Raw genomic sequence first — 13,061 nt, 5'->3', positions numbered from 1 at the left:
GTTCCAAGAAACGCAAGGCATGCGCCCATGAGCAAGACCCGCAAGATCCATCTCGGCCTTTTCCTGCAAGGTGCCGGCCATCACGTCTCAGGCTGGCGTCATCCAGATGCGGAAGCCGGCAGTGAGAATTTCGACCTGCTGCGCCGCGTGGCCCGGATCGCCGAGGCTGCCAAGTTCGACATGCTCTTCCTGGCGGACGGCCTGACGAGCGCTCTTGACGCGCATCCCTCGATGATTGCCCGTTTCGAGCCGCTGACGTTGCTCGCCTCACTCGCGATGGTGACCGACAAGATCGGTCTTGCCGCGACCGCGTCGACCACCTATGGCGAACCCTATCATCTCGCCCGCGCCTTCGCCTCGATCGATCATCTGAGCCACGGCCGCGCGGCCTGGAACATCGTCACCACGTCCTACGCCCGCACGGCCGCCAATTTCTCCAAGAGCCACCCGGAGCATGACGAGCGCTATGCGGTGGCGGAAGAATTCGTCGATGTCGTGCGCGGCCTTTGGGATAGCTGGGCCGACGATGCCTTCCGCAAGGACAAGGAGAGCGGTGTCTATGCCGATCCCGCCAAGGTGCGGGTGCTCGACCACAACGGCAAATATTATTCCGTCAAGGGTCCACTCAATATTCCGCGCCCGCCGCAGGGGCACCCGGTGCTGATCCAGGCCGGTTCGTCGGGGCCGGGTCAGGATCTCGCAGCCCGCACGGCCGACATCGTCTTTACCGCCCAGCAGAGCCTCGATGAGGCGCAGGCCTTCTATAAGAGCCTGAAGGGCAAGGTCGCCGGCTTCGGGCGCAACCCGGACGACGTCGCCGTCATGCCTGGTTTCCTGCCCGTTATCGGCAAAACGGTTGCCGAGGCGCGCGAAAAGCTCGACGTGCTGAACCGCTGGACTGACATCAAGAGCGCCATGCCGCTTCTGGAGGAACGCCTTGGCCATAGCCTTGCCGAATATGATCTCGACGGACCGCTGCCCGACCTGCCGATTTCCGACCAGCTGCGCAGCCGGGCCGAACTGCTGACCGAGCTTGCCCGTCGCGAAAAGCTGACGATCCGTGAGCTTGCCCTGCGTGTGGCCGCCGGCCGCGGCCATCACATCGTGCTCGGAACGGCTGAAGAGATCGCCGACCGCATGCAGCAATGGTTTGAAAACGGCGCCGCAGACGGCTTCAACGTCATGCCGCCCTTCTTCCCCGGCGGCCTTGAGGATTTTGCCAACGACGTTGTGCCGATCCTGCAGGAGAGAGGCCTCTTCCGCCGCGATTATGAAGGCACGACGCTGCGCGATCACTTAGGGATTGCCAGGCCGGCCTGGGCTTGACGGAGGCCGAGGCGTTCACCCCCGGCTCTCTTTTTCATTCATCGATGTCAATGGATCAGGCATAAAGCCCGAACTGAGCATTGTGCAGCCGCGCATAGGCGCCACGGCGGGCAAGCAATTCGTCATGCGATCCCTGTTCGACAATGCCGTTATCGCCCATGACGATGATGCGGTCGGCATTGCGGATGGTTGACAGCCGATGGGCGACGACCAGCGTCGTGCGTCCCTTCGCGAGTTCCAACAGCGCCTGCTGGATCGCATATTCAGTTGCCGTATCGAGCGCCGAGGTGGCTTCATCGAGGATGAGGATCGGCGGATCCTTCAGGAAGATGCGGGCAATCGCCAGCCGCTGTTTCTGTCCGCCCGAGAGCTTGACGCCACGCTCGCCCGTCGGCGTATCGAGGCCGGCGGGCAGAGACCGGACGAATTCGTCGAGCGAGGCGCGCTGCAAGGCTTTCATGATGTCTTCGTCGGTAGCGCCGAGCTTGCCATAGGCGATGTTCTCGCGAATGGTCGAGCCGAACAGGAAGACGTCCTGCTGCACGATGCCGATCTGGCCGCGCAGCGAGGCTTGCGTCATGTCGCGGATATCGATGCCGTCGATCGTGATGCTGCCGGCCGTGACATCGTAGAAGCGCGGCAGCAGCGAGCAGATCGTCGTCTTGCCCGTGCCGGAGGCACCGACAAAGGCGACGGTTTCGCCGGCCGCGATAGTCAAGTTCAGATCCTTGAAGATCGCCGCCTGATCGGAATAACCAAAGGCGACGTTCTGGTAGGCGATATTGCCCTTCAGATGATCCACCGCAGCCGCATTCGGCCGGTCGGCAAGATCCGGTTCCGTATCGATCAGCGACAGGAAGCGTTTGAAGCCGGCGATGCCCTTGGGATAGGTCTCGATCACCGAGGTGATCTTGTCGATCGGCCGGAAGAAGACGTTGATAAGCAGCAGGAAGCTGACGAAGCCGCCATAGCTCAGCTCGCCTGAAATGACGTACCAGGTTCCGGCCATCATGACGACAAGTTGCACCAGGCGCGTGCTGAAATAGCTGAGCGCGATACTCGCCGTCATATAGGCATAGCCATCCAGCTTGGTCGCCTTGTAGTCCTCGTTGTCGCTGGCAAACAGCTGGCTTTCATATCGCTCGTTGGCGAAAGCCTTGACCACGCGGATGCCGCCGACCGTCTCCTGCATGCGCGTGTTGAAGTTGCCGACCTTGCCGAACAGGCTGCGCGAATTCAGCGTCATCTTCGAGCCGTAGCGGCTCACCAGCCAGGTCATGAAAGGCACGATGGTCGTCGTCAGCAGTGCGAGCTTCCAATGGACGCTGAACATCAAAAGGAAGGCGCCGATGAAGGTCATGATCGCGATGAACAGGTCCTCGGGACCATGATGGGCGATCTCGCCCACTTCCTCTAGGTCCTTGGTGACGTGGGTGATCAGGTGGCCGGTGCGGTTATTGTCGAAGTAGCGGAAGGACAGCTTCTGGATATGATCGAAGGCCTGGCGGCGCATGTCCGATTCGATCGAGATGCCGAGCGCATGACCCCAATAGTTGACGATCGCCGAGAGGCCGGTGCTCACAGCATAGACGACAAGCAACAGCGCCGCTGTCGCGAAGATCAGACCCCAATCGCGGCTCGGAAGCAGTTCATCGACGAAAAGCTTGACCGCCAGCGGGAAGCCGAGCTCTAGCAGGCCCGCAAGCACGGCGCAGCCAAAGTCGAGGAAAAACAGCTTTTTATAGCTGGCATAATAGGAAAAGAAACGACGAAGCATGAATGCCCTCCATGGGCACAGAAGAGGATATGGAAAGACAAGAACGGACTGAGCGGCAGCCCGAAGTTCGGCACCGCCGTTCAGCGTCAGTGGGTGCTGAAATTTCTCATCTGGCGATCCTCCTGCTTGAGTCGCGCGATTTTTATAACCGACGCGTGCAAGCGTGTCATCCCTATAAACGACGGGTGACGGTCTTGGCATTTGGCTTGCCGCATGGAGGAAGACAACGCCCGCCATGGACGGACGACGGCTGCAGGGAATGCCTTCGGTGAGTTATAAATTCGAGAGAGGTCTCGACGGTGGCTTCGATACCGTCAGAATCTTTGAAGCGGCTCAGAACGTCTGATCACATCGGCGCGTCCCGGCGCTCCTGCCCGCCCTCCGAAGAGCTCGCATTTGATCGCTGCCGCGATGGAGGAGAAGCGGATCGCATCTTCCGCCACCATTTTTTCGGCAACGGCAAGCGCGAAGGCGCCGTGGAAAATATCGCCGGCGGCAAGCGTATCGACCGCCTTGATGGATATGGTCGGGCAGTGCTGGATTTTACCGGTTTCTTCGTTGAACCAGTGGCTGCCGGCGGCACCCGCCGTCACGCAGACGAAGGCATGGTCGAACCGCCGCTTCAGCCGCCGCGCCATCTCGGCAACATCGTCGCTTCCCGTCAGGCGCTCGGCCGCCGGCTCGGAGAAGATGATGTGGGTCGCTTCCGGCGCCAGCTGCTCGATGATGCCGTCAGGGGCGACGTCGCCGTCAAGAATGGCCGGCTTGCCCATTGCTCTTGCCGTCTTCAAAACCTGAAACGCCAGCGCCGGCCAGCGGACGTCGACAAGCACGGCATCGAACGCGGCGACATCAGCCGCCGTGAATTTCTTGACCGCGTGATGCAGCTTCGGATCATAGAAAGGAACGATCAGTCTTTCGCCGTCATCGTCCACCAGGATCGTCGAGACGGCGGAGCGGGCGCTTTCCACATGCAGCATGCCGTCCACGTGGATGCCGGCGTTGTCCAGTTCGCGAACAATCCGATCGCCGGTTTCGTCACGGCCGACCGCGCCCCACAGGCTCGCTTTGCCGCCGAGCCGCACGACGGCATAGGCAGCACTCGAGGCCATGCCTTCGGCAATCTGCAGCATGTCGTAAGGCAGAACCTTCCCTTGACCCTGCGGAAGCACGCGGACACGAAAGAGCGTATCGAGAACGGCCGCGCCGACGCATAAGACATGCCTGGGTTCGCCGGCCGGTGGATCGAAGATCGAGGGAGCGCTCAAAGCCGCTTTCCGCTCGCCTTGTCGAACAGATGGATACTGGCCGGGTCGATGGCAATGTCGATCTTGTCGCCGAAGCGGATGTTCAACCGCTCGCGGAACAGGCAGGAGATTTCCTCGCCGCCGCAGTCGAGCTTGGCATAGATTTCCGAACCCGTGCCTTCGACGATGCCGACCCGGGCAGACAAGCCGCCGGCGGCGGCGCGGATGTGCTCGGGCCGAATGCCATAGACGAGCCGCCGCCCGCCATGCTCGGCAACGGAGAAACCTTGCGGCAGGGGCAGGATGAGACCCTTTTCGCTGCGGAAGACACCTTCCTCGATCCGGCCGTCGATGAAGTTCATCGAAGGCGAGCCGATGAAACCGGCGACGAACAGGTTTGCCGGACGGTCGTAGAGATCGAGAGGCGCGCCGACCTGCTCGATGAGGCCGCCGTGAAGCACGACGATCTTGTCCGCCATGGTCATCGCCTCGACCTGGTCATGCGTCACGTAGATCGTCGTCGTGCCGATGCGCTGATGCATGGACTTAATCTCGCCACGCATCTGCACGCGCAGTTTTGCGTCGAGATTGGAAAGAGGCTCGTCAAACAGGAAGACTTGTGGATCGCGCACCAGAGCACGCCCCATGGCGACACGCTGGCGCTGGCCGCCGGAAAGCTGGCGAGGCAGGCGCTCAAGCAGGCTTTCCAGGCCAAGGATGGCGGCGGCCTTCTGTACCTTGGCGGCGATTTCCGCCGGGTTTGCCTTCTTCAGCTTCAGCGCGAAGCCCATGTTGTCGGCCACGGTCATATGCGGATACAGCGCATAGTTCTGGAACACCATGGCGATGTCGCGATCGCGCGCGGGCAGGTTGCTAACTTCACGCCGGCCGATGCGGATTTCGCCGTCGCTGACCTCTTCCAGCCCGGCGATCATCCGCAGCAGCGTGGACTTGCCGCAGCCGGAGGGGCCGACGAGGACGACGAACTCGCCATCGGCGATATCGACGCTGATGTCGTGGATGACCTTCACCTGGCCGTAGCGCTTCTGAATATTCTGGATGTTTACGGGTGCCATGAATGTGATCCTGTCGGAAGGAAGAGGTGTGTCATTTAACGGCGCCGGCGGTCAGGCCTGCGATGATCTGGCGCTGCGCGAACATGGTGAGAACGAGGACCGGCAGCGTGACGATCAGGGCCGCGGCCGCAAGCGGCCCCCAGCTCACCTGCTCGAAGGAAAGCATGTTGTAGACGGCGACGGGCAGCGTGCGGGTCTCGCGGCTGGCAAGCACGATGCCGAAGACGAAGTTGTTCCACGAGAAGATGACCGAGAGAATGAAGGCGACGACGATGCCGGGCCGCGCGATCGGCAGGGCGACCAGGCGAAAAACCTGCCACGGCGTCGCGCCGTCGATGCTTGCGGCCTCCTCCAGCTCCATCGGCGTCGTCTCGAAATAGCCGATCATGATCCAGACGACGATCGGCACTGTCACGACGAGGTGGATGATGATCTGCGGCCAGAGCGTTCCGAGCAGATTGAGCCATTGGAACAGTAAAAACAGCGGGATGAGGAAGGAAAGCCCCGGTGTCATGCGGGCGATCATGATGACGACAGCCGATTTTTCCGCCTTCAGCCGCGCGATGCCGTAGCCGGCCGGCACGCCAATGATGAGGGCGAGCAGGGTGGCCGCACCCGTCACCAGAACGGAGTTCCACAGATAGAGGAAGAAATTGTTTTCCTGGAAAACATTGACATAGTTCGTCCAGGCCATGCGATCCGGAATAAGGATCGGCGGATAGGCGCCGTTGTCGATCTCGTATTTCAACGACAGCGAGATCATCCAGATGAAGAACAGGACGACAGGCGAAACGATCACCAGGGCGACGAAGAACAGGCCGATGCGATTGAGTGTCGAGCGCTTCATGTCAACGGCCCTCCGCGTCCGTCCACCGCGTGCGCTGGCGGATCATCAAAAGGACGAACGAGAGCGCGACGATGACGATGAAGAACACCACTGCCATGGCCGAGCCATAGCCGATGTCGTAATAAGCGAACGCGGTGTTGTAGAGATAGATGTTGATCGTTTCTGACGCCGTTCCCGGGCCGCCCTGCGTCATCGCATAGATGATGTCGAAGCTCTTGATCGCGTCGATGCCGCGAATGATGACGGCGATCATAAGGAAGGGCGCGATCATCGGCATCGTCAGATAGCGGAACTTCTGCCAGGCATTGGCGCCGTCGATTTCGGCGCTCTCATAGGGTTCGCGCGGCACGGAAGCGAGGCCGCCGAGCACGATCAGCATGACAAGCGGCGTCCACTGCCACACCTCGACAAGGACGAGCGAGGGGATGACGCTATATTGATTGTAGATCCATTCCTGCGGCCCGATGCCGATGAGCGAGAGCAGATAGTTCAGCACCCCGAGCTGCGGGTGGAACATCATGGTCCAGACGAGGGCGACGGCAACCGGCGTTGCCATCATCGGCATGACGAAAATGCCGCGCAGGAAGCCGCGCAGCGGAAAGTTCGCATCGAAGATCAGTGCGGCCAGCGTTCCGAAGAACAACGGGCCGACGACGGACAGCACGGTGTAGAGAACCGTGTGCCATAGCGATTCCCAGAAGCGCGCATCGGTCGCCAGCCGGACATAATTGTCCCAGCCGACGAAGCTCTGAGACTGGCCGAGCGTCCATTTGTTCACGCTCATCCACAGGGTGAAGACCCAGGGAAAGACGATGACGGCGGCAATCACGATCAGCGCGGGGACGACGAAGGGCCAGTAGTTGGGAGCAAGCCGGTGCGGCTTGCTCCTTCCGTCAGCTGTCTTCGCGGCGGTATCTTCGATGCTCACGGAGGCCATCATCCCTCACTTCGCGCCAGCACAGGCTCGAACTGGGCAGTTGCCGTTTTCAGCTCGGCTGCCGGATCGGCGCCGCCGATCATGTTCGTCAGCGCGACGCCATAGATGTCGCGGAACTCGGTAACCGGGATGATGACGGGTAGCGCCAGCTGCGAGACCTTGGCCGAGCCGGCGACGGCATCCAGCCAGGCGCCTGGCATTTTCACGCCTTCGCGGACCTTCTGATCCTCCAGAACAGACTGACGGAAGGGAACGCCGGCGCCGGCCTGCAGCAGGCGAGCGCCCATGTCGTGCGAGATCGCCCATTGGCAGAAAAGATAGGCGGCCTCCTTCTTCTGGCTGGCAGCGGTAACGCCGATGCCATCGCCGAAGGTTGCCGCAGCCTGCGCATTCGGCCCCTTCGGCATGACGCCATAGCCGACCTGGCCGACGACGCGGGACTTCTCAGGATTTTCGATCGGCGGCGCGAAGCCGACGCCGTCGAGCCACATGCCGATCTTGCCCTGCAGGAAGGCCGATTGCGCCTCCGCCCAGTTGAAGCCGGAAACGCCGGGAGGCGCCGATTTCGTCATCAGGCGCTGATAGAGCTTCGCAGCATCCACGGCCCCTTGCGATTCCGTCTGCAGCTTGCCGTCGGCCGAAAGCGGCGTCGCCCCGTGGCCGAGCATGAAGGCCGTCCAGACTGGCGTATTGGCGTTCTTCAGACCGCGGGCGACGAAGCCGTAGGTGTTGGTCGCCTTATCCGTCAGCGCCTCGGCGGCCTTGGCCATGTCCTCGAAGGTTTGCGGATAGGCGAGGCCCTTCTTCTCGAACAGGGTCTTGTTCCAGTAGACGATCCAGTAATCGACCGAGAAGGGCAGGGAGCGCATGACGCCTTCGGAGTCCTTGGCGAATTTCAGGCCGGCCTCGGCGAAATCGCTTTCCGTCAGCGACGGATCGGTGAGCGCCGGATCCTTCATGAAGCCGCTGATATCGGCGAGCCAGCCGCCCTTTTCGAACTGACGTTTCTGGACGTGGTAGCTCAGATGTACGACGTCGAAGCTCGGCTTGCCGGAGCTGAGCTCGATCGTGGTCTTCTGGCGCTGCTGCTGCTCGGGCGTCGCCTCGGCATTGACCTTGATGCCCGTCAGGGCTTCGAACTCGCTCAAATATTTGAGGATCGTTTCGCTGCGCGGGCTCTTGACCAGATTGACTTCCAGCGTCGTGCCGGAAAAGCGCTTCCAGTCGACGGCCGCCGAGGCGGTGCGGACACCCAGAAAGCTTGCCGCTCCAAGGGCTGCCGTGCCGGCCATGAAGCCGCGACGTGTCGGATTGAAAAATGACGATGACATTCCGTTCCTCCTCCTTTGGCCGAAAATCTCCTCATTCGCGGCCCCGTTATTCAAAACTATTCAAATCTTCAATGCGCGATCCCGTGCTCCGCCGATGTGGGATACGAGAGCGGCAACCGCCTCCTCGGCCGATCGTCGCTGAATCGCCTCAAGCACTTTCAAATGCTCCTCCATCACGGGGCCGACATGGCCATTGATGCGGAACCTGTCCTGGCTGATCAGGCGCATCTTGATCGAATTGACCCGATAGGCATTCGAGATGATGGTGTTGCCGAGCGCATCGATGAAGGCATCGTGCATGCCCCAATCCACCGATTGCGCGTGAAGCTCGAGTTCCTGCGTGCTGTCGCCAGCCCGGATCGCATCGGCGATATCGCGATGATCCTTCAAAAGCTTGGCGATCGTCTCGTCCGACGCCGAATAGGTGAACAGCGCGACCGCCTCCTTTTCCAGAAAGAGGCGAAGCTGGAAGGCCTCGCGGATCAGGTCCAGATCGATATGGGCGATCTGCAATCCGCGCTGCGGCACCGTCTTGATCAGCCCTTCGGCCTCCAGGCGCGGGATCAATTCCCGGATTGCACCAAGCGTCAGTCCCGTCAGCTCGACAAGCCGCCGCTGCGAGATGAATTGCCCTGGCCGAACGTCGCGCGCCAAGAGGTGGCGCGTAAAGCTCTCATAGGCTTTCTCTCTCAACGTCGTCTGTTCGCCTGGTCCGTCCATCGGCAGCTCCGGGCTGTTCGGTTAGGCGGCTTTGGCGCGAAACAGCGCGCCGAAGGCAGCAAAGAGCGTGTCGGAATCCTGCCGGTTTATTGGCACGAGCGGCGGGCGCACGGCAAGCCAGCTGTCGTCCTCCGTCAAACGGGCAAGAATGGCCTTGATCGAGGGAATGATCGGATAGTTCAGCAGCTGTTCGACGAAACGCTCGACATTGGCGTCGTCGATGCCTTTTTCCGCCATGGCCTGGACCTCGCGGGGAAGGAGGTTTGCCATGCCGGAGATGGCACCCTGTCCGCCGAGGCGCACGCCGCGCGCTAAGTGCCGCTCGTCGCCGATCAGAATGATGAGATCGCCATGCGTTTTCAGCAGCTCCTCGGTATAGGACCAGTCACCGGAAGAATCCTTGACGCCGACGATGATATCCGGAAATGCCGTGCGCAGGCGACCGACCAGCGAGATCGACAGCGGCACCATCGTCACCGACGGAATATTGTAGACGATTACGTCGCGGGCATGGGTGCCCAGCATGGTAAAAACGGCCGCGAACCATTTGAAGAGACCATCGTCGCTGACGTTCTTGAAGTAGGAAGGCGGCGCCAGAAGGATGTTGCGCGCGCCTTGCGCCAGTGCCTGACCAGCCTGAGCTGCCGCATCCTCGGCAGCATCGACGAGCACGCCCATGACGATCTGCTCAGGCGCGATGTCGGCGGCGATCATGGCGGCAAGAACCTGCTTGCGCTCCTGCATGCCGATGGAAGCACCTTCGCCCGTGGTGCCGAAAAGCGTCACGCTTTTGCAGCCATTGGCAAGGCAATGCTTCGCCTGTTCGATCACGCCCGCAATTGCGATCTCGCCATCCGTATCAAAGGGCGTTGCCAGGGCGGCTGACAGGCCGAAACTCTCTTTCATCCGATCCTCCCGATCTTGTAGGATTACTGCGTAGCACACTGACATGTTAGCTGTAAAGCGAGGATTTATTCAGTCTGACGCCGCCAAAATTGCATTGCAGGCAGTATTGGTGCAGGGATCGAATTTCAACGGTTAGCGCCTATGGGTGATTGATCTGCACGCCATGCCGCATAAGCACAATTCCGGCCGCCGTCATCGTATCGGCAAGATGAAGTTTAAGGTGACGAACATCGACCGCTCATGGTGCTGACTCCCGATGGTTTGCACGCATCCGTATTGGGCGAGCCGATTGCCTGGACGGACGTTGCCGGATATGCGGTTTATGCATCTAGCCGTTTCGCGTTGCGCCTGTGGCTCAACGAAAACGCGACCCTGCCAAACAAAAACTGGCGCACGCCCTATAGCAAAATCGACCGACGTGAGCGCATCGTTACGCTGGGCGCGGTTGGCATCAAGGGGATGAAGCCAGCAGACTTTAGTGCGCTCGTCGGCCGGTATCACCACGCCGCCTATGCACGGCAGGAACTTGTAACAACCCATGCAACGCCGGCGGCGATGAGCAGTCTCTGAAAATCGAAATGCTGGGAGAGGAAGTTTTGAGCCAACCCGATCATCCGGCCCGAAAGACACAAGGAAACTGCCGAGGGATCTGCGAGACCACAACAGAATTGCACGGTCCGCTGTTCGAATCCCATCTTCTCCGCCATTTCCCGAACTCGACCGCCGTTGTCCGCAATGACTGCAGTTGGGCCATCGCGCACGTCTCAAAACGAGTATCGATGACGTCCTTGGACGACGGCTCCAGCGAGCAGCTTCGTAACAAGTCGAAGCCACTCGCCAATTTGGTTGGGGCCGGCGGAGTCGCTATCTCGTCTTGGCCGATGGGGCAATTGCTGAGAGAGACCGCCCTCCACCGGAGTGCAGTGGTCAGCTTTTCGGCGATTTCAGCGCCTGCTGAAAGACGGGTGCCATCTGATCCATCGCGCTGGCTAACCACGTCGCCAGTGGATCTGGAAGCGTATCGTGGATCCAGACAAGTCGCCTCCGCGTATCGCCTTCGGAGAAGACTTGCATCGACGCGTTGTCATGAATAACGTCGTCGCTCACCCAATCCTCGGGAACGCGGATGCCGCTCATATGGGCTGCGTTCAGCAACGGTACTGCATCGAGATCGGACCAGACGAAAACGGCGCGCGGCCGATCCTTCGCGCGCAGGAAGTGCACGATCTCGGCGCCCAATCCCTCCTGTTCCACTCGTTGGCGATAGGTGATCTCGCGCTGGGCGGCGACCTTAGCGGCAGCCACCGTGTTACAGGACCGGTTTGCCTGCTCGCTCCATGACGTCGATGATCACAGAATAGGGTAGAACCAGTGCGAGCGGTGTCTTCGGGATTTCGAGAGCCCCGTAGGATTTATACCATTCGGCCGCCCGCTTATCCTTGGCGTCAATCAGCAGCAATGATCCGCCAACCTGCACTGATGCCTGAATGCAGCGGCGTGCGGCTGCGATCAGCAATTCGCCACCGAGACCCCGACCCTGCAGCGACGTGCTCACTGCGAGCCGGCCAAGCCGGAACCCGCCGACCGGATGTCGTCCCCCGCCAGCCGGCCGTGCCCTCTCTGGCGTGAGATCGAATTCGACCTGCGCGGGGCTGAGCGTATAGAAACCATAGATCGTCGTACCGTCGTCATCGTCGACCGCTACGAACGTCTTGGAAGCGCCGCTCCCGTGCGCTTGACGGGCATATTTCGTCAAGAAGTCGTTGAGATCCGCCTGACCGCAGTCAAAGCCTTTGCGATTATGCTTCCTGGAAATCGGCTCCTCGCGCCAGTCCAGAAGCGTCATTTGCGGGTCGCGAGCGAACGAGCCGCCGCCTGCAGCTTAGTGTTCGGCTTCGGCGGATTCTCCAGCAGATCTAGCATGAAGCGTGTCTGCTCTTCATCGAGATTGACTCGCTCGGCTTTCTCGATCACGGCCTCGGCCGCCAATAGCGCATTGCGCAGCACGAAGTCCTTGAGGCTGGTTCGCTCAAGTGCAGCCGCACGCATCAACCTAGCCTTTTCGGCTGGTGGTATCTGCATAGGGAATCGGGTCGTATTCTCTGCGGCGGCTCTGGGCATGGTCAAATCCTCTTCAGCGCGGACTATAGGTCTTCCTATGCTCAATTTCAACGTTGGTTCAATGAAAGCACCTATTAAAAACGGATAATGCTGAAAGTTCCGTCCGACTGCTTGATCAACATCCGCTGAAATGCAGGATAGGGCATGCCGCAGAGGCCGCGACGCTCTGCTTGCCCATGCGTTTCTGCGTCATGGCGCCGCGGTTGAGAGCGTTGGTGACGACGACTTGCGGGCCGCGCTGCAGGCGTTGCTGAAGGGGCCACCGGATCAATTGGGCCGCGATGACGGCACGCACATGCTTTTGTGCCACGATGACTCGGCACCTGACTGAAGCGCACAGGCCATGCCTATTCCATCCGGTAGAACGACCACCTGTTAGTGGCACCTCCTCTTGACCGCTTTCCGTTGCGGCGAACCAAGGCCAATATGCATAATGCGCTGCGCCGCAAGGATTTGCGACGGTTTTGATGGGTCACCGCGAAATGAAAATCAGGGTGAAAATGACATGGGACACGATCAAAACCGCTCAGGACGAAGAAAAAATCAACGGCCAGATAGCTTGATTGAAATGGCTCGCCGCCAAAAGTTTCCGAAATATGTCGCTGCGCCACCAGTATTGCCGCGATCCCTCGGAGAGCGTCCAAAAAATATATAGACGCTTGTTGTGCCTGATCGTGATGCTTGCGGGTGCCGCGTCAACCATATTGTTTTGGTAAATGGGAGCCATAGGGATTCTTTAGGCAGACAATCCGACAACATTAATTTTGGAAGAT

14 protein-coding genes are annotated in these 13,061 nt (G+C 60.3%); 2 read left to right on the top strand and 12 right to left on the bottom strand.

Going from position 1 to position 13,061, the window contains the following annotated elements:
- Window positions 1–27: 27 nt before the first annotated feature.
- On the top strand, window positions 28–1,326 hold the full coding sequence (locus HGP12_RS13955; protein WP_168842324.1) for an LLM class flavin-dependent oxidoreductase: 1,299 nt from the start codon (window positions 28–30) through the stop codon (window positions 1,324–1,326).
- A 55-nt stretch (window positions 1,327–1,381) separates the two neighbouring features.
- Here HGP12_RS13955 and HGP12_RS13950 read toward each other — a convergent pair whose 3' ends face one another.
- The 8 genes from HGP12_RS13950 to HGP12_RS13915 form a co-directional block, all read right to left on the bottom strand.
- Entirely contained in the window at window positions 1,382–3,103 is a 1,722-nt protein-coding gene (locus HGP12_RS13950; RefSeq protein WP_168842325.1) for an ABC transporter ATP-binding protein, read from the bottom strand.
- 314 nt (window positions 3,104–3,417) lie between these two features.
- Window positions 3,418–4,371 carry a PfkB family carbohydrate kinase gene (locus HGP12_RS13945; protein WP_168842326.1) on the bottom strand — a complete coding sequence of 318 codons (954 nt, stop codon included), beginning with the start codon at window positions 4,369–4,371 and terminating at the stop codon, window positions 3,418–3,420.
- The gene (locus HGP12_RS13940) at window positions 4,368–5,426 is read right to left on the bottom strand and encodes an ABC transporter ATP-binding protein (protein WP_168842327.1); all 1,059 of its coding nucleotides are present in this window, start codon (window positions 5,424–5,426) and stop codon (window positions 4,368–4,370) included. The genes HGP12_RS13945 and HGP12_RS13940 overlap by 4 nt, the downstream gene beginning before the upstream one ends.
- A 31-nt stretch (window positions 5,427–5,457) precedes the next feature.
- Window positions 5,458–6,273, bottom strand: coding sequence for a carbohydrate ABC transporter permease (locus HGP12_RS13935; protein WP_168842328.1), 816 nt, complete (start codon window positions 6,271–6,273; stop codon window positions 5,458–5,460).
- A gap of 1 nt (window position 6,274) precedes the next feature.
- Entirely contained in the window at window positions 6,275–7,210 is a 936-nt protein-coding gene (locus HGP12_RS13930; protein WP_168842365.1) for a carbohydrate ABC transporter permease, read from the bottom strand.
- Window positions 7,210–8,541 (bottom strand): ABC transporter substrate-binding protein, encoded by a 1,332-nt coding sequence (locus HGP12_RS13925; protein ID WP_168842329.1) that lies wholly within the window; start codon window positions 8,539–8,541, stop codon window positions 7,210–7,212. Before HGP12_RS13925 ends, HGP12_RS13930 begins: the two co-directional genes overlap by 1 nt.
- A 60-nt stretch (window positions 8,542–8,601) precedes the next feature.
- Window positions 8,602–9,261: a GntR family transcriptional regulator gene (locus tag HGP12_RS13920; RefSeq protein WP_168842330.1), complete on the bottom strand. Its 660-nt coding sequence runs from the start codon at window positions 9,259–9,261 to the stop codon at window positions 8,602–8,604.
- A 21-nt stretch (window positions 9,262–9,282) separates the two neighbouring features.
- Window positions 9,283–10,167, bottom strand: coding sequence for a dihydrodipicolinate synthase family protein (locus HGP12_RS13915; RefSeq protein ID WP_168842331.1), 885 nt, complete (start codon window positions 10,165–10,167; stop codon window positions 9,283–9,285).
- Window positions 10,168–10,407: 240 nt separating this feature from the next.
- Between HGP12_RS13915 and HGP12_RS13910 the strand changes: the two genes are divergently transcribed.
- The gene (locus HGP12_RS13910; protein WP_246703379.1) at window positions 10,408–10,737 is read left to right on the top strand and encodes a hypothetical protein; all 330 of its coding nucleotides are present in this window, start codon (window positions 10,408–10,410) and stop codon (window positions 10,735–10,737) included.
- Window positions 10,738–11,094: 357 nt separating this feature from the next.
- Here HGP12_RS13910 and HGP12_RS34035 read toward each other — a convergent pair whose 3' ends face one another.
- The 4 genes from HGP12_RS34035 to HGP12_RS13890 all read right to left on the bottom strand — a co-directional run bounded on the left by HGP12_RS34035 (window position 11,095) and on the right by HGP12_RS13890 (window position 12,598).
- Window positions 11,095–11,472 carry a substrate-binding domain-containing protein gene (locus HGP12_RS34035; RefSeq protein WP_312862888.1) on the bottom strand — a complete coding sequence of 126 codons (378 nt, stop codon included), beginning with the start codon at window positions 11,470–11,472 and terminating at the stop codon, window positions 11,095–11,097.
- A 4-nt stretch (window positions 11,473–11,476) separates the two neighbouring features.
- Entirely contained in the window at window positions 11,477–12,013 is a 537-nt protein-coding gene (locus HGP12_RS13900) for a GNAT family N-acetyltransferase (RefSeq protein ID WP_168842332.1), read from the bottom strand.
- A complete protein-coding gene (locus HGP12_RS13895) occupies window positions 12,010–12,249 on the bottom strand; it encodes a DUF1778 domain-containing protein (RefSeq protein ID WP_312862887.1) in 240 nt (79 codons plus the stop codon). The genes HGP12_RS13900 and HGP12_RS13895 overlap by 4 nt, the downstream gene beginning before the upstream one ends.
- A gap of 154 nt (window positions 12,250–12,403) precedes the next feature.
- A complete protein-coding gene (locus HGP12_RS13890) occupies window positions 12,404–12,598 on the bottom strand; it encodes a hypothetical protein (protein WP_168842334.1) in 195 nt (64 codons plus the stop codon).
- Window positions 12,599–13,061: the final 463 nt, after the last annotated feature.

Origin of the sequence: Rhizobium sp. P28RR-XV, from assembly GCF_012641385.1 — a bacterium.
Lineage (GTDB): Bacteria > Pseudomonadota > Alphaproteobacteria > Rhizobiales > Rhizobiaceae > Rhizobium.
This window is presented reverse-complemented; position numbering and strand designations above follow the sequence as displayed.